Below are 22,667 nucleotides of genomic sequence, written 5' to 3'. Positions count from 1 at the left end.
ACTCCGTCTCGACATCACGAAGGCGCGCCAAATTGACAAGTCTCTGCGCGATCAGGCCCCCGCAACCAACCTCTCAACCACCAAAAAAAGCCCGCCATGGAGAAATCCAGCGGGCTTTTTGGCCGGTCCACAACCGCCAGAATGTGCCATTCAATACCCGCCGGTCATCAACCCGTGCTTGCCGCGAACCTTCGTGGGAAGAAGCGGCTCGATCACCGACCATTCGAAATCCGTCAAATCAAAGCGCGCCATCTCTGCCTCCAAATCAACAGAGGCAGTGAATCACAATCCATTCAAATCAAAAATTAGTTTATGGGTATGTGACCTAGACGAACGGTGCAGGATCATCATGTTTCGACGAAGCGGGCGAAACACGGAAATGCCGCGCCGCTTCCCGATTGCTGTTTCCTTCGTTCACAAACGCAACGACACGCTCACGCAACTCTATCGGATGCGGCTTGTCCATGGTGGTTCTCCTTGCATAGCCAAAGAGAAACACAAATCAGATCAAACAGGAACAACCAATCCGGTTAACCGCGACACGCTTTAGCAGTCACGCAACGTGCGTCCGTCGCCCTGAAGCTTTTTGTAGGCGGCGAAGCGGTTGTTGTGCAGCTCTCGTCTTGCGGGCTCGGGAACCACTGTTTGCTTTGCGGCGCTCATCCGCTGCATGGCATCCATGACCGACGACACCACGCCCGCCGCGACGGCTCCGAGCATTGCCGATCCCAGAATGACAGGCTCTTCGGCGACCGGTGTCACCACGGATATTCCGCAGGCATCGGCAAGCAGCTGACGCGTGAGCGGGTGCTGCCCGGCCCCGCCGCTGATCACGATCGTCTCGACAGGCGCGCCCGCATCCGCCTGCGCCTCAATGATCTGGCGCAGCCCGTAGCCGATCCCGCAGAGGCCTGCGACGTAAAGCGCGACAAGACTATCGAGATCGCGTTCCATGCCAAGCCCCGCGACAATGGCGCGGGCATGCGGATCTGCGAAGGGGGCGCGGTTGCCCAAGAATTCCGGGACGACATGAAGTCCGTGCGCAAGCGCCACAGCCTCCGAAGCAGAGCCGGCTTTTTCGATCGCCATTCCGGCCAGCATAACCGGGAGCGGCACGTTTCTCGATTTCGCCAATGCCTGCGCTTCCAAGGCGGCTGGATGGAAAAGGAGCAGCTGGTCGATGGCCGCACCCGCGGCACTCTGGCCACCCTCGTTGAGCCACATCCCCGGCACCATGGCTGAATAATAAGGCCCCCAGACGCCGGGTACAAAAACAGGTTCCCGGGTGGTGGTCATCGTGCAGGACGAAGTGCCGAACACATAGGCGAGGTTGCTCGTTGCACCCTTGCCCACACCAACTGTGCCGATGCCGCCTGCATGGGCGTCGATCATGCCGGCGGCAACCGGAACGCCTGCAGGCAAGCCGAATGCGGCGGCCGCATCCACCGTCAAGCCGCTTCCGCAGGGTGTGCCCGGTTCGACAATGCGCTGACCGATGCGCGCGAAATCTTCGTCGGCAAGCGCGCCGAGGCCGATCTTGCGGAAGTAGTCTGCGTCCCAGCGTTTTTGATGGGCCAGATAGGTCCATTTGCAGGTCAGTGTGCAGGTCGAGCGGGCAAGGTCGCCCGTCGCGCGCCAGCTCAAATAATCCGCAAGATCGAAGAACTGCCAGGCAGATGCAAAGGTCTCGGGGCGGTTTTCCTTCAGCCACAGCAGTTTCGGCGTTTCCATCTCGGGAGAGATGCGACCGCCGACATATTTAAGCACATCATGACCGAGCTCATTGATACGCTCTGCTTGCCCGATCGCGCGATGATCCATCCAGACGATAATGTTGCGGTCTTGGTCTTCTGAAGGGCCAACCGCAAGTGGCGTCCCCTCCTCGCCGACGACGACGAGCGAGCATGTGGCATCGAAGCCGATGCCAGCTGCCATGGACGCGGGGCGTCCGCTCTTGGCAACGGCCTCGCGCACCGTTTCACAAACCGCGGACCAGATGTCCCGGCTCGACTGCTCGACGATATGGCCGGTGTCCCTGAAGATGGCGATATCGCGCTTGGCGACGGACAGCATCTCGCCGGACAGATCGAAGATTCCGGCGCGAACGCTTCCCGTGCCGACATCGACTCCAATCAGAAAACGTGGATCGTTCGCGATTGCGGCGGGGGTCTGGGCATTCATGGGGCTATCCTGGTCTGTTTCTGCAGATCGACGCGGTCAGAGATCGACACTGTTGGGCAGGATCACGAGATCGCGGATCGTGACATTGCGCGGGCGCGACAGCATGAAAAGTACGGCCTCGGCCACTTCCTTCGGCTGCATCAGGCTGCCGTTCGCAAGCGCCTCATCCATCTTGGCCTTCGGCCAGTCATCCAGAAGTGCGGTCACCACGGGACCCGGCAGGACCGCCCCGACACGAACGCCATACTGGGCGACCTGGCGACGCGTTGAATGCACGAAAGCCTGAACGGCAAATTTGGAGGCCGTGTAGATCGGCTCCCACACGACCGGAACAACGCCGGCAATCGAGCTGGTGAAGAGGATGTCGCCAGACTTTTGCGCGATCAGATGCGGCAGAACCGCATGAACCGTGCGGAAGGCCGCATTGATGTTGAGGTTCAGCATCCGGTCCCAGGCGTCCGGATCGCCTTCCGCGACCGGGCCGCCGATATAGGCGCCGGCATTGGCATGGAAGATGTCGAGACGGCCGGCGGATTTCAGGATGCCGTCGAGCATGCCGGACACCTCGGCAGGCTTCAGAAGATCAACGACGACAGGATAAGCGCCTTCGCCGATCTCGTGGCAAAGCTGTTCCAGCTTATCCTTGGCGCGATCGACGAGAACGACCTTCGCGCCGGCGGCGTGCAATGTGCGGGCACATTCGAGGCCGATGCCGGAGGCGGCTCCGGTGATAGCGGCGACTTTTCCTTCCATGGAAACGGACATGTGTTTTCTCCGGATTTCGGTTTCAGGCGCGGCCGTTGCTAGCGCGCGATTGACGGGCAAGCGAGTCGACGATCACGGCAATGGCGAGAACCCCGCCGGTGATCATGTAGCGCAACGAAGACGAGAGGTTCAGCAGCGTCAGGCCATTGGAAATCGACTGGATGACAATGATGCCGAGCAGTGCCGAATAGGCGCTGCCGCGTCCGCCGAAGAGGCTCGTTCCGCCGATGACGGCGGCGGCAATCGCGTTGAGGTTCACGTCGCCTGTACCAGCCTGCTGGCTGGAAGAGGCAAGACGTGCGGCAGACAGGATGCCGCCGAGCGCTGCAAGGCCAGAGCAAAGCATAAAGCAGCTCGTGTAGATCGCCCGCACGTTGATGCCCGAGCGGCGCGCGGCTTCCTTGTTGCCGCCGACGGCGAAGACGGAGCGGCCCCATTTGGTGCGCGTCAGCGCATAGTTCAAGATGATGACGAGCGCGACGAGGAGGCCGAACATCCATGGAACGCCACGGCCCTTGTTGAGGTAGAAGGCGGCAAATTCCAGTGCCAGCGTCAGCACGGCGGCGCGCGTGATAAGCGTCGATAGCGGGCTCGACGAAAGATTGACGGCAAGACGGCGGCTGCGCATACGCAGGCCCATCACGATCATCACGAGCCCCGGCAGCAGGGCCAGACCATGCGACAGCCAGGCCGGCATGACGAGGATCTGGCCGAAGCGCACGAGCGGCGAAGCGTAAGGCAGGTTGATGCTGCCGGTCGGGCCTAGAATGTAGAGCTGGAGGCCGAGAAGGGCGAGAAGACCGGCGAGTGTCGCGATAAAGCTCGGCATACCAAGGCGATTGTAAAGCTGCGCGTAAACCGCGCCGATCATCGCCCCGAAGACGACGGCAATGGCAATCGCTCCATAGACAGGAAAACCCTGGTTGACCCAGAGCACACCGATCATGGCGGACGCCAGCCCGCTCATCGAGCCGACGGAGAGGTCGATTTCACCAAGCAGCAGAACGCAGACGATACCGAGCGAGATGATACCGACTGTGGCGCAGTCGAACAGCATGTTCACGAGGTTGTTGGGCGCGAGATAGACCGGGTTCAGGATACTGAAGACGGTCGAAATGATGATGAGGCCGAGCGCCACGGGCAGCATGCCGAGATCGCCCGAGCGGATGCGGTCGATGGAGGCTTTCGCTGCGCCCAGCAGCGTGTCGTTGTGGCGGACGCGCTCATCGCTGCGGTCGAGAGCGGCATTCTGTGCCTTGTTCATGTCTGCGCTCATGCGGACAACCCGCCTTTCTCATGACTTTCGGTCGCCTTGCGCTCCTGGCGGCGCGAGACGGCGTTTTCGGTCGCCCCTGTAATGGCGGCGACGAGTTCCTGGTTGGAGGCATCCGGCGTGAAGATGCCGTTGTTGCGGCCGAGGCGCAGCACGACGATCCGGTCGGCGACGGCGCGGACGTCTTCCATATTGTGGCTGATGATGATGACGCCGAGGCCGCGATCGCGCACGCGCTCGATGAGGTTCAGGACCTCGGCCGTCTGCGCGACGCCGAGTGCTGCCGTCGGCTCGTCCAGCATGATGATCTTGGGATTGAGCAGGAGCGAGCGGGCAATCGCGACCGTCTGGCGCTGGCCGCCGGAGAGAGAGGCGATCGGTTCGCGCACGGAGGGGATACGGGCGGCGAGCTCCTTCAGAAGCGTCCAGGCCCGGACTTCCATGCCGACCTCGTCGAGACCCCAGGGCGACATTTCATGGCCGAGGAAGAGATTGGCCACGACATCAAGATTTTCGCAGAGCGCGAGATCCTGGAAGACGGTAGCAATACCAAGCTCGAGTGCGGTGCCCGGGCTGTCGATGGCGACTTCGCGGCCGCAGAATTCGACCGTGCCGGAGGATGGCAGATGCACGCCGGCGAGAATCTTGACGAGCGTTGATTTGCCCGCACCGTTATCGCCGACAAGCGCTACGACCTCGCCGGCCTTGACCTCCATGTCGATGTCGGTCAGCGCCGAGACCGCGCCGAAATTCTTCGAAACTTTGGTCAGCTTGAGGATCGTCTCGCCCTTGGGGGGCAGACCGCTTCGTTCTTGCGTCATGAATAGTCCCTCGGAAAACGGGTGAAGTGGCCGGCCGGTAATACCGGCCGGCCACTTCCTTGGGAGGAATTACTTGATAATTCCGAGCTTCTTGCAATCGGCTGCATATTCGCCGGTGCAGACTTCTTCGGGCGTCTGGATCTTCTTGTCGAAGATTTCGGCCTTGATGTTTTCCTGCGTTACGACGGCGGGGATGAAGAGCTGCGATGGCGTGTTGTAAAGCGTCGTCTTGGCTTCCGGCTTTTCGCCCTTGATCAGCTGTACCGCGACCTTCGCAGCGGCGGCAGCGACGATTTCCGAAGGTTTGGAGATCGTGTTGTACTGGTCGCCCGAGATGATCAACTGCAGGGCGGCAATCGTCGCGTCATTGCCGGTGACCGGCGGAACCGGCTTCACGCCGGCTGCCTTGAAGGCCGCGATCGCACCGCCGCCGGTGCCGTCATTTGCAGCCACGACACCCTTGATCTGATTGCCGAAGCGGGTGATCTGGCCGGCCGCCCATTCCTGCGCCTTCGGCGGAGCCCATTCGGGCGTGTCGTACTCAGCCAGCGTCTTGTAGCCGGAATCCTTCAGGCCACGATGGATACCGTCACGGATGAGACCGGCGGCAGCATCGGTCGGCGAGCCGTTGATTTCGAGCAGGCCCGAACCTTCCGGAACGCCGGTCTTCTTCAGGTGGTCGACCAGCGACTTGGTGATGGCGTAGCCGATGCCTTCATTGTCGAAGGAGATGTAGAAATCGGCCGGCTGACTCGGGATTGGGCGGTCATAGGCAACGACCTTCACGCCCTGCGAATGAGCGATCTCGACGAGGCCGGCGGCAGCCGCGGAATCAACAGGGTCGAGCACGATGACCTTGGCGCCCTGGGTGATCACGGAGTTGAACTGCTGCTGCTGGAGCGAGGCGTCCGCATTGGCGTTCTGGTAGATGACGGTGCACTTGGCGCAGAGCTTGGCCATCTCGGCCTTGAAGCCGGGGAAGTCGTGCTGTTCGTAGCGGGTGGATGCCTGGTCGGGCATGAGGAAGGCAACGGTTGCCGCGTCGTCCGCGCGGGCAACACCGGCAAACGCGAGGCCAAACGCCACCGAAGCCATCATAAGATTACGATATTTCATGTTCTCCTCCTTCGAAGCCGGTAAGGGACCCGGCCGTGATAATTCCGTGGGCCGCCGAATATGTCCGAAGGGGATGAGCCGGCCGAAGGCAATGCTGCCTTCCTGCGCGCTTCAAATTCGAATGCTCCTCCCGCGTCGACCTTATTCAGTCGATCTGCTTCATCGATGTTGCGCAATTGCTCAATCGATGAAGCAAGAATTGCCAGTTTCGTGGATTGATGTCAAGTTGGACAAAACGAGGGAGGAAAAAATTTCGTGACTCGCATAAAGCCTACCAAACGAACCACGATCTACGATCTGGCGCATCTTGCCGGAACATCGGCGAGCGCCGTCAGCGCGGTTCTGAATGGAAACTGGAAGAAGCGGCGCATCAGCAGCCAGTTGGCCGAGAAGATCACCCGCATTGCCGAGGAACAGGGCTATGCGCTGAACATGCAGGCAAGCCTGCTCAGGCGCGAAAAATCCAAGATTATCGGCATGATCGTACCGAAATACGACAACCGCTATTTCGGCTCCATCGTGGAAATGTTCGAGGCGATGGCGCGCGAGCGCGGCCTCTTCCCCATTATCACCTGCACCCGCCGCGATCCCGATCTCGAGATTGAGGCCGCGCGCACGATGCTCTCCTACCAATGCGACTGGATGGTGGCGACCGGCGCCACCGACCCGGATCGGATCACCGAAATCTGCGCTGCCGCAGGTGTCGGCAGTCTCAATCTCGATCTGCCAGGCAGCCGCGCGCCCTCGGTCATCTCCGACAACTACGCGGGCGCCCGCGAACTGACCCTTCGCGTCCTGAAGAAATGCGAGACCCGGTTCGGCGGCAAGGAACCTCTGCTCTTTGTCGGGGGGCGCGGAACCGATCACAATACCAGCGAACGCCTTCGCGGCTTCCGCGATGCGCATGAAGCGTTTGGGGTACCGGTCGATGAACATCATCTGCTCGCCTGCGGCTATGCGCCGGACAAGGCGGCCGGCGCGCTACGCGACCTGCAGGCGCGGGGTGAAGATCTGCCCCACGGCCTCTTCGTCAACTCGACCATCTCTCTGGAAGGCGTGATGCGCTGGATGAGCGAGACGGGGCATTATGGCGACAGGCAACCGGTGATGGGCTGCTTCGACTGGGACCCGTTCGTCGCTCTTCTCGGTCACGACATCGAGATGGTGCGCCAGGATGTTCCGGCCATGTTGAAGGAAGTGTTCGATATCATCGACACTGGAACGGCAAAACTGCCACTGGTCGAGATACCGCCTATTTTCATCGGATAATCGACATTGGCTGGGATCCATAAAGCCAGGCGATCGACAACTCATCGCATGGCGATCGTTGAGACCCGCATGTCATTCAACCTCTGCCTCTTGGGACATTCCGAGGCTCTATTGCCGATATGTGCGCGCAGTTCTACGCTTCCCGCCAGACCGCCAGACCGCCTGCAGTTTGGCAGACTGGTCACTCAAAGCGTCGTCCAACTGACATAAACAGTGTCGGATTGACAAGTCTCTGCGCAATCAGGCGCTGGCAACCAAATTCTCAACAGTCAAATAAGTTCGAAACGTCAAAACTACCGGGCGTGCCTGCGTTTACAGACATCCTCCCGCCCAAGCGGAGTGACCCGAGAGCATGCACTTCCATTTCGGGCATTCGCTCCATGTCACGGTGCTCGAAATCCACATACAATTCCACGGCAGCCGGAATCGTGTTGATGGAACCGGGCGACACGGACAGAGAGGCGGTGGGGCGTCAGTCGTGCATCCCGGCGAGACCCGCGGCCCAAGAAAGCTAGAATTGCTTGTCGCCGGGGGTGATGGAGCTTTGTCCTCGAATGAGATCAAGTCTCTGTTTTCGGTACTGCGCGGGAGATATGTTGTGCCAGCGTTTGAAGGCGCGGGTGAATGCGCTGATCTCTGCGTAACCCAGTATCTCTGAGAGCTGCCCGATCTGCAGGTCCGGCCCGGACAGACAGTGTTCGGCGACCTCACGGCGCACATGATCGACCAGATCGGAGAAGCTGGTGTTTTCTTCTGCAAGCCTGCGGCGCAGAGTCCACGAGGGAAGGGACAGCTTCTGGCTGACCGATTGCAGGTCCAGGGGCCCGCTTCCCAGATTGTCGCGAATGGTCGCACGGATCCGGTCAATCATGGATTCTGTGGCACAATGCAGGCCCAGAGCGGTCAGGTTCGAACAGAGCAGGGCCAGAAGCCGCGCGTCGGCCGTCGGCATTTTCATCATGGCGCTTTCTGGCCGGAACAGAATGGCGTTTACCGGCTTGCCAAAAGACACGGGTGCACCGAAACAGGCCTCTATGTCGCGCCAGTTCTCGCTGCGCTCATGCTCGAAATACACGGCATCGGGTGCCCAGCTGTCTCCCGCGCAGGCGCGGAAAACGTTGCAGAACATGCCCATCGTCACGAGTGCATCCTGCGTGCGTCCCACGATCCGTTCGCTGGAGATCCGGTAGGTCAACTGCCAGAAAGGCTCCTTGTAGACGAGCGTGGTGACGGTCTGCTGTTGATGAAAACCGAAATAGCGGGCCAGATTGGCCGCCGCATCAAGCAGCGTTTCCGAAGACAGGGCTATGTAACCGATCAGGCCGAGCATGTCCGGCTTGAACTGCTGGCCATAGTCCAGACCGAGGTTCGGATCGTCCGCCCTTCGTGCAGCCTGCTCGAGGACGGCGCAATATTGATCGAGACCGATTGTCGCCGTCGGCGTGTCAAGCGTGCGCGGATCGAGCATCACCGAACCAAAAAGGCTGTCGGGACACAATCTCCGCGCTTCGAAAAATCCGGCGAGGCCGGTGCCTGCCGCCGCCAGCACCTGCGCGGCTCCGCGTATGGACGTATTGGCAGCCATTCCACAGCTCCGATCGATGTATCAGGAACGTAAACGATTACGCATGTCACTTCAACATAACAAATCTCAATTCCGACATCCCCACTGTCGCCAATGCGCTCCAGCGTCAAAACTTTGTGCCGATCCGCCAAGCGCCATGGGCGCTTGTCATACTATCCCTATGAGATGGTTCAGGCTTGATCCACTGATCGTGAGGAAAGGGCTCCATGGCTGTCTATGCAACCATCCTGGGAAACGAACACTACGCGTTTTCTGATTTGAAACATGTGCTGGCGGTCGCATCGCACCGCCGCTCCGGCGATGACCTTGCAGGGCTCTCTGCCCAGAGCGATGCCGAGAGGGTTGCTGCCCGCTATGTTCTGGCGGATCTGCCGCTCAAGCTCTTCCTCAACGAGGTTGTTGTTCCCTACGAAGAAGACGAGGTCACGCGCCTCATCATAGACTCGCATGACAAGATTGCGTTCGCACCCGTCGCCCATCTGACGGTGGGCGAGCTGCGCGACTGGCTGCTCGCCGCGGACGCGAAGGCGCTTTCCGCCGTGTCGCGGGGCCTTACACCGGAGATGGTCGCAGCGGTTTCGAAGCTCATGCGCAATCAGGATCTGATATCGGTCGCGCGCAAATGTCGGGTGACGACAGCCTTCCGCAACACGCTCGGTCTTCAGGGCCGGCTGGGTACGCGTCTGCAGCCCAACCATCCGACCGACGATGTCCGTGGCATCGCAGCCTCCGTTCTGGACGGGCTTCTCTTTGGTGTCGGCGATGCCGTCATCGGCATCAATCCGGCGACCGACAATATTCCGAACGCAATCGCGCTGATGGAGATGCTGGACGAGGTGCGCCAGCAATATGACATCCCGGCGCAGACCTGCGTGCTGACCCATGTCACCAATGCTATCGAGATCATGAATCGCGGCGCGCCGCTCGATCTGGTCTTCCAGTCGATTGCGGGCTCGCAGGCCGCCAACCGCTCCTTCGGTATCGATCTTGCGGTGCTGAGGGAATCCTACGAGGCCGGCCTTGCGCTGAAGCGTGGCACGGTTGGCAATAACTTCATGTATTTCGAAACGGGGCAGGGGGCAGCGCTCTCGGCCAACGCCCATCACGGTGTCGATCAGCAGACGATGGAAACGCGCGCCTATGCGGTCGCCCGCGCTTTTGATCCGCTGCTGGTCAACACTGTCGTCGGCTTTATCGGGCCGGAATATCTCTATGACGGCAAGCAGATCATTCGCGCCGGGCTCGAAGATCACTTCTGCGCCAAGTTGCTTGGCCTGCCGATGGGCTGTGACGTCTGTTACACCAACCATGCCGAGGCCGATCAGGACGACATGGACGACCTGATGACCCTGCTGACGGTGGCCGGCGCAACCTTCCTCATCGCCGTGCCCGGCTCCGACGACATCATGCTGAACTACCAGAGCCTGTCGTTCCACGACGTGCTGTATCTGCGCGAGACGCTGGGCGTGAAGGCCGCACCGGAATTCGAGACCTGGCTCGACCGCATGGGCATTGCTGGACCGGACGGCCGGATCCGCGAGCTGGAGCTGAACGATCCGCGCATGTCCCGCCTTCTCTCCAATGCGAGCCTCGTGGCATGAAAAAGGACCAGGGCAACATCATCACGTCGCATCTCGATCCGTGGTCGCGGCTCCGGTCGGCGACAACGGCGCGCATCGGCCTCGGCCGCAGCGGCAACGCCATTCCGCTCAAGGCGGTGCTGGAGTTTCAACACGCCCATGCCAGCGCCCGCGATGCCGTCCACAAGCCTCTGGATGTCGACGCATTGGCCTCCGAACTCGCACCGCTGGAACTCCTGCGGGTCAGAAGCGAGGCGCCCGATCGCCGTACCTATCTCACCCGCCCGGATCTCGGGCGGAAGCTGAGCGACGAAACCGCCGGCGAATTGGATAAGGCCGGGCGGCAATACGATATCGCCTTCGTGATCGGCGACGGCCTTTCGGCGACTGCGGTTCAGATGCATGCCTCGCCGCTGGTTCACGCCTGTCTGAAGCGTCTGTCCAGTTTCAAGGTCGCTCCAGTCGTGGTGGCGACACAGGCCCGCGTCGCGCTGGGAGACGATGTCGGCGAACGGCTCGATGCCCGCCTGGTGGCGATGCTGATTGGCGAGCGGCCTGGTCTCAGCGTTGCCGAGAGCCTCGGCGTATATCTCACCTTCGGCCCTCGCCGCGGCCGCCGCGACCACGAGCGCAACTGCATTTCCAACATCCATGGCAAGGGCGGACTGTCCTACGACCAAGCGGCGTCCAAGCTCGTCTGGCTGGCAAATGCCGCGCTTCGTCTGGGCCTGACCGGCGTCAACCTCAAGGACGACATGGGGTCGGGAGACGCAATCGACAACGACGCCACCTCGCAACTGGAGGTCGCTGCCGGGAGATAACTGTACTTCACGAAAAGCTCATCAAACAAAAGGGGAATAGCCTAAAATGAGCCAGACACACGACGTAACACTGAAGAAAACACTGAACACGTTTCACCTGTGGGGCATTGCCGTTGGCCTTGTCATCTCGGGTGAGTATTTCGGCTGGAGCTATGGCTGGGCAACCGCCGGCACGCTCGGCTTCCTGGTGACGACGACGGTCATCGCGGCGATGTATGTCGCCTTCATCTTTTCCTTCACGGAACTCACCACGGCAATTCCGCAGGCCGGCGGCCCGTTTGCCTATTCGCTGCGCGCCTTCGGCCCGACGGGTGGCGCGATCGCGGGCTTTGCCACGCTTTTCGAATTCGTCTTTGCCCCGCCTGCCATCGCGCTGGCCATCGGTGCCTATCTGAACGTCCAGTTCCCGAGTCTTGATCCCAAGATCGCAGCGCTCGGCGCCTATATTGTCTTCATCGCGCTGAACATCGTCGGTGTACAGATTGCAGCGACCTTTGAACTCTTCGTGACGATCCTTGCGGTCGGAGAATTGCTGGTCTTCATGGGCGTTGTTTCGCCGGCCTTCAGTGTCGCGAATTTCGCGGCGGGTGGCTGGAGCGGCCAGGATCATTTCAGCGTGGCGGCCATTGGCGGCATCTTCGCAGCCATTCCCTTCGCCATCTGGTTTTTCCTCGCGATCGAGGGCGTCGCCATGGCGGCCGAAGAAGCCAAGAACCCGAAGCGCACGATCCCGATCGCCTATATCACTGGCGTTCTCACGCTCGTCGCTCTCGCCTTTGGCGTCATGCTGTTTGCCGGCGGTTCGGGCGACTGGAAGGCCCTGTCGAACCTGAACGACCCGCTGCCGCAGGCCATGAAGCTCGTCGTCGGCACATCGAGCGGCTGGCTGCACATGCTTGTCTGGCTCGGTCTTTTCGGCCTTGTTGCGTCCTTCCACGGGATCATCATGGGCTATGCGCGCCAGATTTTCGCCATGTCCCGCGCCGGCTTCCTGCCGGAGTTCTTCAGCCGTCTGCATCCACGCTTCCGCACCCCGCATGTCGCCACGATTGCCGGCGGCGTCATCGGTGTCGCGGCGATTTTCAGCGACAATCTGGTGTCGATCGCCGGCCAGTCGCTGACCGCAAGCATCGTGACCATGTCGGTCTTCGGGGCGCTGACCATGTATATCATGAGCATGCTGAGTCTGTTCAAACTGCGCAGAGCCGAACCGGGCCTTGATCGGCCGTTTCGCGCACCGCTCTACCCGATAGCCCCCGCCTTTGCGCTGGGCATGGCGACGATCGCCTTCGCCGCGGTGATTTACTTCAACGTGCAGATCTTCGCGATCTATGCCGTGACGATGACGGGCTTCGTCTTGCTGACACGCTTCACGCGCCGCAAGATCGGGCCCGCAGTCCCGGCCTGACCCGCACAAGCCTGCCCGGTGGACCCTGGTTCCGGGCAGGTTCCCGCCCATCTGGCGGCCCCTCTTACGCGGCTACCTCCTAATCTTCGCGATATCGCTCGTATGCGGGATTCAAAAAATCTAATGCGTTATGAATTTCTCAACCAAGAAGTAGCAGACTCCCCAGCCAAAGCATTCAGACACGCGGGCCCGATTTCCCGGTGTTTATGGATAAAATACGCCGCTTGCCTTGGAGGCTAGGAGAGAAGCCAATGTTGATCCCGAAGACCGCGATTGGTCGGAACATGCTTGCCATTGTGGCGACCGGTGTTGCAACCACTGTAGCAACGGCCGGCATCCTGCTTTGGATGTCATATCACGCTGTCGAGGAAAGATCGGTTTCGGAAATGGTCGCGACAGCGCATTCCAGCGCCGGCAAGGTCGAGACGCATTTCGCCGGAATCAAGGAACTCGCCTGGAACATGCGCTCAGCGCTCCAGGCGATGAAATCGGCAGGCACACCGAATCGCGAGGGCATGACGGGCTATATGCAGCGTCTGCTTGCCGACAATCCTTCCGCATTCGGTCTTAGCACCGGCTGGGAGCCGAACGCCTTTGACGGCAAGGACGCGGATTTCGTCAACAAGCCCGGTCACGATGCGACCGGCCGATACATTCCCTATGTGGCCCGTGTCGACGGCAAGGTCGAACTTATGCCGCTTGTCGACTATGAAAAGCCCGGTGACGGCGACTATTATCTGGTGCCGAAAGCAACCGGCAAGGACATGCTGACCGAGCCCTATGACTACAAGGTCGGCGACAAGGTCGTAAACATGACGTCCTTCATGACGCCGGTGATGATCGACGGCAAGTTCGTCGGCGTCGTTGGTGTCGATAGTGCGCTGGATGCCCTCTCCACAGAGATGGCAAAGCTGAAGCCCCTCGGTGTGGGCTATGTCGCGCTGCTGAGCCATAATGGCAATGTTGTCAGCCATCCCGACAAAGCCGCGCTCGGCAAGCCGTTGAAGGATTCCGGGCTTGATGTGACGGCTTGGCAGACCATGATCAAGAACCCCGAAAAGCCGTTCGAGATCGCCGACAAGGATGGAACGCCCTATCTGTCTGTTGCCGTGCCGGTTCCGCTCGCCGCAGACGCGACGTGGTTTACCGTCGTCAGCGTTCCCAAAGCCGTCGTCTTTGCCAAGGTGACGTCGCTGGCCGTCACCTCCATCATCATCATCGCGATTGCCGCCGGCCTCATGGTTGCCATCGGCTTGTTTCTCGCCAACCGCATGCGCAAGCGCCTTGACACGGTCATCGTCGCCACCAGCGAGATCGCCCGCGGCAAGACTGATGTTGACCTGTCGCAGTCGGTCCACAAGGACGAAATCGGCGAGATGGCCCGTTCGCTCGCCGTGCTGCGCGATGCCACCATTGCCAAGACCCGTCTGGAGACCGAGGCGGAGCGCGACCGCGCGCTGACCGAAGCCGAACGCCGCGAACGTGCGGAAGAGGCCGCTGAGCGCGAGCGCCAGACACAGGCCGCCGTGGAGGCACTGGCTGAAGGCCTGAACAAGCTTGCCGAAGGCGACATGACGCATCGCATCGACACAGCCTTTGCCGGCTCGCTCGATCGGTTGCGCCATGACTTCAATATCTCGGTCGAGAAGCTGCAGGGCGCGCTGCGCTCCGTCGGCGAGAATGCCAATGCGATCCGCGCAGGTTCCTCCGAAATCCGCTCGGCCTCCGACGACCTCGCCAAGCGCACCGAACAGCAGGCTGCCTCGGTCGAGGAGACGGCTGCCGCTCTTGAGGAGATCTCCACGACTCTGCGCGACTCGACCAAGCGGGCCGAAGATGCCGGTGCCCTTGTCGAGCAAACGCGACGCGGCGCGGAAAAGTCTGGCGAAGTGGTACAGCGCGCGGTCGATGCCATGTCGGGCATCGAAGCCTCCTCGCGCGAGATCTCCAACATCATCGGCGTCATCGACGAGATTGCCTTCCAGACGAACCTGCTGGCGCTGAATGCCGGCGTCGAAGCCGCGCGTGCTGGCGAAGCCGGCAAGGGCTTTGCGGTCGTCGCCCAGGAAGTGCGCGAGCTGGCCCAGCGTTCGGCCAATGCCGCCAAGGAGATCAAGGCGCTGATCACCAAGTCGGGCAGCCAGGTGACGATTGGCGTGGAACTGGTCGGCGAGACCGGCAAGTCGCTGCTGGAAATCATCAATCAGGTTCAGGAAATCGACCAGAACGTGACCGCCATTGTGCGCTCCTCGCGCGAACAGTCGACGGGGCTGAAGGAAATCAGCGAAGCCGTCAACAATATCGACCAGGCGACGCAGCAGAATGCGGCGATGGTGGAGGAGCAGACGGCGGCCAGCCATTCGCTCGCCAATGAGGCCGACGAGTTGAACCGCCTGATCGCACAGTTCCGCATCGGTGGCACGGGCATGGCGGCGTCCGCCGCTTCGCGCCCCGTAGCCGCTTCAAGCACCGAGCATCGCCCGATCGCCTCTGCCGCCCGCGCACTCGGCAATCGCCTGGCCAGCGCATTCGGTAGCGGCAGGCAGGCCGCTGCCTCCAACGCGGCGGCAAAGGATTGGGAAGAGTTCTGAAATTCTTCCATTACACAAGAGAAGCAGAAGGGGCGATGCAACTCGCCCCTTTTTTCTTATAGAGGTCTCGTCTGATGGGGGGCGTCGAGGTTGGTTCCGGCGGCCTTTCTTTAATATCCTGCTTTCAGGATGGACCGTTCACCGCGCAGATGGCGGGCAGCGGCATCCTGCTGGTCCTTCTTGAGCCGACCGTTGGCGATATATTTGATCAGCCAGGGAATACGGCGGACCTTGAGGCCCGAGCTGGCGGCAAGCACGAAGCTTTGGGCGGATTTTTCCAGGATTTCGATGTTCAGCAGTAGGCGCTCAAGGCCCATGCCCAGGCAGATCGAGAGGTCGTCGAGGCAATAGCCATTCGCGCCGTTTTGCAGAGCCGGAAATGCGCCCAGCTCGTTCGAGCGACGGGCCACGCGGCGGCCCTCGACGCCGAGTTGACGGATCTGTTCGTCGAAGATCGGCGGCAGTGACAGGTCGAGGCGCGCGAGCCTGTTTGTCCAGGTGAACTGGCCTGCGGCGATCGCCCCGACATCGGGCCTTGCGCCGTAGATGACCTGATGAAAATTGGATACCGGACCAGTGAGGCTCAACCAGGTGAACTCCTCGGGTACGTCCTGCCCGGCCGTGATACGGGTCAGGATGATGGCGTTTTGTTCCGGGATACGCTGGGAGAGCGTATCACCGGGTTTCAAAAGACCCTTGCCCGCGAGCCTTGCTGCGGCAAGTCCAAGGGTGTCCTTGATGGCGGTGCGGTTGGCGTTCATCGCGTTACACCAGCTTGAAGACGTCTTCGAAGCGGTTCAACGCATCGTCAATAACGTCATCCGTGTCGGCCATGCTCGTATAGATGCGGCTGCCGGCAAGCGTCAGGATCCCGCGTGAGAGATAGGCCGCGCCCATTTCCTCCATCAGGTGCTTGCGGGCGTCAGCCTCGCGCATCAGCTTGATCGGGTTGCGCATGCTCATCAAGAGCACAGCGGAGGTCTGCAGATGAACGATGGAGCCCATGTTATAGACGACGTAAGGCAGACCGAGGCGGTTCATGATCTCCTTGAGGCCCGCTGCCAACCGATCGCCGGCGCGGCCGGCGAGAACCGGGGCGCCCGTGCGGGCCATTTCCTCAATAGCGTAATAGCCCGCCACGCAGGAGAGCGGATTGGCCGAGAGCGTGCCGCCAACAAAAGCGCGCTTGCCGCCCTTGCCGCCGATGCCGCCGGCGAGCGTCATCATGATCTCCTTGGGTCCCCCGATGCCGCCGGCCATCGGATAGCCGCCGGTGATCGCCTTGCCGAAGACGGTGAGGTCGGGCTTGACCTTGAAGTATCCCTGACCGCCGCCCATGCCGACGCGGAAGCCGGTGACGACTTCGTCGAAGATCAGCAGTGCACCGAATTCGTCGCAAAGCTTGCGAACCTCGCGGTTGTATTCCGGCGTCACCGGCCGTGTGCCGCTTTCGGGGCCCAGCGGCTCGACGATGATAGCGGCGGTCCCGCCGCGGATCTTGTTGAGCATCAGCTTGCGGCGAAGCGACCCGAGTTCGTTCGGGAAGACTTCCTGGGTGTAGGCCGTGGAGCCCTTCGGAATGCCGACAGCCTCGCGGCGGCCGGTGCCGGGAACGCGCATGCCGTAGACCATCTGGTCAGACCAGCCGTGGTAGTCGCCACCGACCTTGATCACCCATTTCTTGCCCGTATGGGCGCGGGCAAGGCGGATTGCACCCATGACCGCCTCAGTACCCGAACCCAGCATGCGGAACATTTCGATGCCGGGCATGTACTTGCGGATGATCTCGGCGAGCTTGATCTCGTATTCGTGCAGCAGGCCGGTCACCGGGCCGCAGTTTTCGACGATCTCGTGAACCTTCTGCCGAACCGGCTGATAGTTCGAACCCAGAATGGTCGGGCCGCCGGCCTGGAGAAAGTCGATATAGCGGTTGCCGTCCTCGTCCCACATGTAGGCGCCGTCCACCTTGGCCGCGGCGATGGCGAAGGGATAGTTGAAGGCGAGATTATGCTGGACGCCGCCGGGAATGACTTCCTTGGCGCGCTCGGCCAGAGCCTTGGAGGTCTTGCACTTCTGTTCGAAGTAATCGAGCACCTGCGGCATGTTCTGTCGTGCGATGCCGCGCACCGGTTGCTTGAGGAGCGCGTTGAGACGGTCCATCAGGTCCGGATAATCCGGCCAGGCGCTGATCGAATAGGCGTTGGTGGAGATGTCTGCGCTCATGTTCATGTCTCAAGCTCCCATCATTTCAATCTTGTTCAGGGTCTTCAGGAGGCTCGCCTGAAGCTGTTTGTCGAGGTTGGCGCGGCGCTCCAGGCGCGCGCGCAGGAAAGCGGCTGCCGCCGCATCGATCTTGCGAATGACGCCAAGCCCCGCCTGAAAATCCGGCGCCGAGCAGATCGCGCCATGGCTGGCCATCAGATAGGCGTTGATGTTGGAGCGCAGGGTCTTGCGGAAGACCTTTGCCAGCATGCCGGTGCCCGAGGGTCGATAGGGGATGACGGCGATATGGGGGCCGAGTCCGGTTCGATCCATGCCGTCAGGCCATGGCAGAACCTCGTGAGACAGCGCAACCGCGCTCGCCACCGGCTGGTGGGTGTGGATGCTGACGCCATGGTCAGGGTGTGCTTTCAGCATTGCGGCATGCAGCGCCTTTTCGACCGTCGGGGTTCGTTCGCCCTCCACGACTGTGAGCGTGTTGATATCGAGGACGACGACGTCCTCGGCCTGGATGAGGTAGTAATCGAGCGCGGACGGTGTCACGGCCATCAACTTTTCATTGAGGCGCAAACCGAGATTGCCGCCCGTGCCGGCGAAATAGCCGTGATCGGCCAGCACACGGCACATGTCGGCGACATCCTGTCTTTCTCTGGCGAAACTGATCATCACATCATCCTTTTGCGCCATTCAGGCGGCGGTAGAGCGGGGCAAGGCGCTTGTGCAGCTCCGTGAAAATCCCGAAACGCTCGTCATAGAGCTGACGATGGGCAGCCTGCGGTTCATAGACTCGCTCGATGACGACGGATTTCGTTGCGTCCTGCATGTCCATGATGTTCAACCCGTGAAGCGCGATGAAGGTCGCGCCGCGCGCGTTTGCCTTCATCGGGTCGCGTGGCTGGCGAATTTGGACATTGAGGACATCGGCGAAGATCTGGCACCAGGAATTGGACATGGCGCCGCCGCCGATGATGGTCAGTTCCTCGATCTTGCGGCCGAGGAACTTGTTGACCGGGCGCATCATCCAGCGGGTATTCAGCGCCACGCCCTCGAAAACGGCGCGCACCAGCGTCTCGCGATTGTGCTCGATGCTCATGTTGAAGATGCCGGCGCGGAGCGAGGCATCGTCCACCGGGCTGCGCTCGCCGAAGAGCCATGGCAGATAGACCATGCCTTGCGCACCGGCCGGCGTGCGGGCGGAAATCTCGTCGAGCACCGCATAGACATCCGGGGTCGGTTCGCCCTTGTAGAGGCCGTCATCGTGATAGACCATGCGGTCCTTGAGGAAGGCGATGTTGGCCGCGCCGCTCGATTGCATCGCCATCATCAGATATTTCGACGGGGCGGGGCAGGGCACGGCGGCGATCTGGTCGAAGACGCTCGTCTTCTTGAAGGGCACATGCGCCCCGACCCAGGAGGAGGAGCCCATGTAGAGATGGGCCTCATAATCTTCATAGGCTCCGGCGCCGATAGCTGCGGCCGAGTTATCGATCGCGCCAGCGACGACGGGGGTTTCAGGAGACAGGCCGAGCTGGTTGGCGACCTCGGGCAGCAACGTGCCGATGACATCGGTGCAGCGCACGAGATCAGGGAATTTCGACTTTTCGATGCCGCTTGCGGCGATCAGGCCGTCGTCATAGCGGATTGCGTTCACGTCGCGATTGTCCGTGACCCAGGAGGTCAGGATGGAATCCTGCGTCGCGCAGAAGCGGCCGGTGAGGCGCAGGTTGAAGAAATCGAGGACGTTCAGGAACTTGTAGGTCTTCTCATAGACGCCGGGCAGCTCGTCGCGGACAAAGAGCATGTGGCCGGCGGGGTCCTTCCCAGACAGGGCAGGCGCGCCGCCGCAGAGGCGAAGCCACTTCTGCAGCTTGACCGCGTTGTAGCCGGCGACCTTCAGCGCACCGCGCATCGATTTCTTCAGATGCTGCGCGCCGCGCATGTCGAGCCAGGTGATCCCGTTGGTGAGCGGCTGGCCGTTGCGGTCCACTGCGATCGTGCCTTCGCCCTGCGTAGAAGCGCAGATGCCTGCCACCTGCCCAGCAGGCACAGCGCGCTGCGAAAGGACATCCCGGCTTGCCTCCAGAAAGGCATTCCACCAGTCTTCCGGGCGCTGTTCCGCGCCGATGCCGTCGACCACCAGCAGTTCGACCGGGCGAAACGCCCAGGCGACAATCGCTCCGCGGCTTGACACCAGGCCCACCTTGCAGCCGCTGGTGCCCAGATCGATGGCCAGGATATATTGGTCGGACGTCTTCATCGCTCGTTCCCGGAAGGGCGGCGCTTGACGGCGCTCTTCACCCATTTGTCACAATGCTATCGTGAAACCGGGCGGCCCAAAAGCAGCTGATGTGTCCGATCAGGGGTCTATTTCGGCCAATCCGCAGCCACATCGGCGCGCATGGCGCTGGGCGTAGCGCCCGTCCAGCGGCGGAAGGCACGGCGAAAATTGTGCGGGTCCGTAAAGCCCACGGCATGGGCAATCTGTTCGACCGGCATGGCCGGATTGGCCAGAAGCTCCAGCGCGCGGCCCTTGCGCAGTCCGTCCAGCAGGGCCTGGAACGACATGCCGCTTTCGGCCAGCCGGCGGCGAAGTGACCTTTCGCTCATGCCCAGTTCCTTCGCCACATCGGCAATCGTATTCCGCCCGGCGAGATCTTGCCGGAGCGCGCGCTCCACCTGCTCGATGATCTCGACCGCCTCGCGGCTTTTGAGCCGGCTATAGGCGAGGAATTCGAGCAATTGCCGGTGGCTGAACGGATCGGCGCTGGCAATGGGCATCTGGTACCAGCGCGTTTCGCAGACGAAGGCATTTTGCAGTTGGCCGAAACGGATCGGGCAGCCGAAGATGCGACCGTATTCCTCCGCGTGAGGTGGCGGCGGATAGGCGAGATCGACGCGCAGCGGCCGGAAGCCCTCGCCCGCCAGTTCGCGGCCGATGCCCATAAAGCTGGCAAAGGCTTCCTCGACCAGAAAGGCATAGATGTCCGGGTCGGGAAACCGGCTCGCCGCCGTATAGCCGACGCCCTCGGCCAAGTCCTTGGTGTCGAACTCGAGCATGCTGCCCGTGTCCTTCTGGAGCGCGAGACCGATATTGACGGCCTCGCCCACAGTGGCTGCCGTCAGCATGGCATAACCAACGAGGCCTACGGAGGTTATCTTTTCCCGGATGCCGGTCTCCAGTCCGAGCGCGTGCCCTTGCGCCATCCGCAGCGCGCGCAGCACGATTTCGCGGCCCTGCCGGAAGGAGATGCGGCAGGCGGGATCGGCGAGATCCTCAAGGCTCACGCCCAACCCGACCGTCAGCCGCGACGTTGCGTAACCGAGATCGTTGAGCGTCGCGATGAGGCTGCGGATCAGGAAGGCCGGAATATTGGCCGTCACATAGCGCGTATCCACCGTTTTCATGTGACCCCTCCTCGCGAAATGTATCAAGCGCCTGCGGCTTATCGCATGTTCCGCTGGAACGGGTAAGGCGGGTGTTGCATCAATCTGGCCGAATATGATCCCTTGCTGTCCTCGTCCATCCCTTGTGGCTGCCGCCGATCCTTCTATCTTTGTCAGACTGCGAATTGCCGTCTTCGGTAGCTCGCGGTCTGGCGGACCAATCTCGGGAGCGGCGTGTGGATATGCAAACGGAACATCTGAACGTTGCTCTCGAGCGTCAACGCCTGGCGTTTCGTGCACAGCCCTATCCATCGCTTGCGATGCGACGCGACAGGCTCGACCGCTTGCGGCGGCTGGTCAAGGAACATGGCGAGGCCTTTTGCGACGCGGTGGCGACGGATTTCGGGACGCGCTCAAGCCATGAGACGACGCTTCTGGAAATCGCGCCGCTGCTTGCCGAGTTGCGCCATGCCCGCGCCCATGTCGGGCGCTGGATGCGGCCGCAGCGACGCGGTAGTTCGCTGGAATTCCTGCAGGTGTCGAACCGGGTCGAGTATCAGCCGCTTGGCGTCATCGGCATCATGGTGCCGTGGAACTATCCTCTGCTTCTGGCGCTCGGTCCGCTCGTCGATGTGCTGGCGGCCGGTAACCGGGCGATGATCAAGCCCTCCGAACTGGTGCCGAAAACCTCCGCGCTGCTCGCGAAAGTCATTCCGAACTATTTCAGCCCGGCGGAGGTGACGGTGGTCGAGGGCGGTGTCGAGGTCGCGCAGGCCTTTTCCGCGCTGCAGTTCGATCACCTCGTCTTCACCGGTTCGACGGCCATCGGCAAGCGCGTGATGGCGGCCGCGGCCGAACATCTCACTCCCTTGACGCTGGAGCTTGGCGGCAAGTCGCCAGCGGTGATTGCGCCCGACTATCCGGTCGGGCGCGCCGCCCGCGACATCGCCTTCGGCAAGATGATGAATGCCGGCCAGACCTGCATCGCGCCGGACTACGTGCTTGTGCCCCGAGAGATGATGCCGCAACTTGTCGCGGCGCTGGTAGAGCACATCGAGAGCTTCTATCCGAACGCAACGCCAGCCGGCCACTTTGCCAGCCTGATCGCTGAACGCTTTCGTGCGCGGCTCGGCGCTGGCATTGATGAAGTGCGGGCGCGGGGCGCGAAGGTGGTGACTTGCGACATCGACCTCTCCGGTGCCGGATCTCGTTTTGCGCCCACGCTGGTCATCGATCCGCCAGTCGATTGCCTGCTGATGGAGGAGGAAATCTTCGGGCCCATCCTGCCCATCGTCCCCTATGACAGCCTCGATGACGCCATCGCCTTCATCGGCAGAAAAGCGCGGCCGCTGGCGCTCTACATCTTCACGCATGACCGCAAGACGGAAAAGCGGCTGCTGCGACACACCATTTCCGGCAATGTGACGATCAATGGCACGTTGCTCCATATCGCCCAGACCGATCTCCCCTTCGGCGGCGTCGGGCCGTCGGGGCAGGGGGCCTATCACGGCTTCGATGGATTCGTGCGGTTTTCCCACGCCCGCGGCATTGCGAAGATCAGGCTCTTCAATCCCTCGGTTCTCGCCTCGCCACCCTTCGGCGCGATGGCGAAGTGGTTGGCGCGTTTCATGACACGGTAAGTCAGGCCGAATG

At 61.5% G+C, this 22,667-nt stretch carries 18 protein-coding genes and 1 pseudogene; 6 read left to right on the top strand and 13 right to left on the bottom strand.

Translation table 11 applies throughout. The features are described from left to right. Positions 1 to 94: 94 nt before the first annotated feature. The 7 genes and pseudogenes from LQK83_RS15990 to LQK83_RS15960 form a co-directional block, all read right to left on the bottom strand. Positions 95 to 252, bottom strand: a pseudogene (locus LQK83_RS15990) (transposase); the annotation flags it as partial. Positions 253 to 325: 73 nt separating this feature from the next. Further along, positions 326 to 466: a hypothetical protein gene (locus LQK83_RS15985; RefSeq protein WP_230838391.1), complete on the bottom strand. Its 141-nt coding sequence runs from the start codon at positions 464 to 466 to the stop codon at positions 326 to 328. Positions 467 to 546: 80 nt separating this feature from the next. Next, complete coding sequence (locus tag LQK83_RS15980) at positions 547 to 2,181, bottom strand: FGGY-family carbohydrate kinase (protein WP_230838390.1); 1,635 nt, start codon at positions 2,179 to 2,181, stop codon at positions 547 to 549. Between the two features lie 36 nt (positions 2,182 to 2,217). Next, a complete protein-coding gene (locus LQK83_RS15975; protein WP_230838389.1) occupies positions 2,218 to 2,946 on the bottom strand; it encodes an SDR family oxidoreductase in 729 nt (242 codons plus the stop codon). Positions 2,947 to 2,968: 22 nt separating this feature from the next. Then, positions 2,969 to 4,210 carry a sugar ABC transporter permease gene (locus tag LQK83_RS15970; protein WP_442966778.1) on the bottom strand — a complete coding sequence of 414 codons (1,242 nt, stop codon included), beginning with the start codon at positions 4,208 to 4,210 and terminating at the stop codon, positions 2,969 to 2,971. Positions 4,211 to 4,218: 8 nt separating this feature from the next. Continuing rightward, positions 4,219 to 5,040 carry an ATP-binding cassette domain-containing protein gene (locus tag LQK83_RS15965; protein ID WP_230838387.1) on the bottom strand — a complete coding sequence of 274 codons (822 nt, stop codon included), beginning with the start codon at positions 5,038 to 5,040 and terminating at the stop codon, positions 4,219 to 4,221. Positions 5,041 to 5,109: 69 nt separating this feature from the next. Next, positions 5,110 to 6,156, bottom strand: a complete 1,047-nt coding sequence (locus LQK83_RS15960; protein ID WP_442966777.1) for an ABC transporter substrate-binding protein — start codon at positions 6,154 to 6,156, stop codon at positions 5,110 to 5,112. Positions 6,157 to 6,411: 255 nt separating this feature from the next. Here LQK83_RS15960 and LQK83_RS15955 point away from each other — a divergent pair, with 255 nt between their 5' ends. Further along, positions 6,412 to 7,425, top strand: coding sequence for a LacI family DNA-binding transcriptional regulator (locus LQK83_RS15955; RefSeq protein ID WP_230838386.1), 1,014 nt, complete (start codon positions 6,412 to 6,414; stop codon positions 7,423 to 7,425). Positions 7,426 to 7,936: 511 nt separating this feature from the next. Here LQK83_RS15955 and qhpR read toward each other — a convergent pair. Further along, on the bottom strand, positions 7,937 to 9,010 hold the full coding sequence (gene qhpR, locus LQK83_RS15950) for an AraC-like transcriptional regulator QhpR (protein ID WP_230838385.1): 1,074 nt from the start codon (positions 9,008 to 9,010) through the stop codon (positions 7,937 to 7,939). Between the two features lie 206 nt (positions 9,011 to 9,216). Here qhpR and LQK83_RS15945 point away from each other — a divergent pair, with 206 nt between their 5' ends. From LQK83_RS15945 to LQK83_RS15930, 4 genes are all read left to right on the top strand, one after another. Continuing rightward, the gene (locus LQK83_RS15945; protein WP_230838384.1) at positions 9,217 to 10,611 is read left to right on the top strand and encodes an ethanolamine ammonia-lyase subunit EutB; all 1,395 of its coding nucleotides are present in this window, start codon (positions 9,217 to 9,219) and stop codon (positions 10,609 to 10,611) included. Continuing rightward, the gene (eutC, locus tag LQK83_RS15940) at positions 10,608 to 11,411 is read left to right on the top strand and encodes an ethanolamine ammonia-lyase subunit EutC (RefSeq protein WP_230838383.1); all 804 of its coding nucleotides are present in this window, start codon (positions 10,608 to 10,610) and stop codon (positions 11,409 to 11,411) included. The genes LQK83_RS15945 and eutC overlap by 4 nt, the downstream gene beginning before the upstream one ends. 46 nt (positions 11,412 to 11,457) lie before the next feature. Next, positions 11,458 to 12,819 carry an ethanolamine permease gene (eat, locus tag LQK83_RS15935; RefSeq protein ID WP_230838382.1) on the top strand — a complete coding sequence of 454 codons (1,362 nt, stop codon included), beginning with the start codon at positions 11,458 to 11,460 and terminating at the stop codon, positions 12,817 to 12,819. A gap of 251 nt (positions 12,820 to 13,070) precedes the next feature. Further along, on the top strand, positions 13,071 to 15,410 hold the full coding sequence (locus tag LQK83_RS15930) for a methyl-accepting chemotaxis protein (RefSeq protein ID WP_442966775.1): 2,340 nt from the start codon (positions 13,071 to 13,073) through the stop codon (positions 15,408 to 15,410). Positions 15,411 to 15,520: 110 nt separating this feature from the next. Here the strand turns inward: LQK83_RS15930 and LQK83_RS15925 are convergent, their stop codons facing one another. The 5 genes from LQK83_RS15925 to LQK83_RS15905 all read right to left on the bottom strand — a co-directional run bounded on the left by LQK83_RS15925 (position 15,521) and on the right by LQK83_RS15905 (position 21,035). Beyond that, positions 15,521 to 16,171 carry a hypothetical protein gene (locus LQK83_RS15925; RefSeq protein WP_230838381.1) on the bottom strand — a complete coding sequence of 217 codons (651 nt, stop codon included), beginning with the start codon at positions 16,169 to 16,171 and terminating at the stop codon, positions 15,521 to 15,523. A 4-nt stretch (positions 16,172 to 16,175) separates the two neighbouring features. Then, positions 16,176 to 17,639: an aspartate aminotransferase family protein gene (locus LQK83_RS15920; protein ID WP_230838380.1), complete on the bottom strand. Its 1,464-nt coding sequence runs from the start codon at positions 17,637 to 17,639 to the stop codon at positions 16,176 to 16,178. Positions 17,640 to 17,642: 3 nt separating this feature from the next. Continuing rightward, positions 17,643 to 18,296, bottom strand: a complete 654-nt coding sequence (locus tag LQK83_RS15915) for a class II aldolase/adducin family protein (protein ID WP_230838379.1) — start codon at positions 18,294 to 18,296, stop codon at positions 17,643 to 17,645. Positions 18,297 to 18,300: 4 nt separating this feature from the next. Further along, a complete protein-coding gene (locus LQK83_RS15910; protein ID WP_230838378.1) occupies positions 18,301 to 19,887 on the bottom strand; it encodes a xylulokinase in 1,587 nt (528 codons plus the stop codon). A gap of 107 nt (positions 19,888 to 19,994) precedes the next feature. Beyond that, positions 19,995 to 21,035, bottom strand: coding sequence for an AraC family transcriptional regulator (locus LQK83_RS15905; protein WP_230838377.1), 1,041 nt, complete (start codon positions 21,033 to 21,035; stop codon positions 19,995 to 19,997). Positions 21,036 to 21,256: 221 nt separating this feature from the next. Here LQK83_RS15905 and LQK83_RS15900 point away from each other — a divergent pair, with 221 nt between their 5' ends. Continuing rightward, a complete protein-coding gene (locus tag LQK83_RS15900) occupies positions 21,257 to 22,654 on the top strand; it encodes a coniferyl aldehyde dehydrogenase (RefSeq protein WP_230838452.1) in 1,398 nt (465 codons plus the stop codon). Positions 22,655 to 22,667: the final 13 nt, after the last annotated feature.

Source organism: Rhizobium sp. C1 (genome assembly GCF_021026335.1).
GTDB lineage: Bacteria > Pseudomonadota > Alphaproteobacteria > Rhizobiales > Rhizobiaceae > Ensifer_A.
Note: the sequence above shows the minus strand (reverse complement) of the source record. Positions and strands in the feature narration are given on the sequence as shown.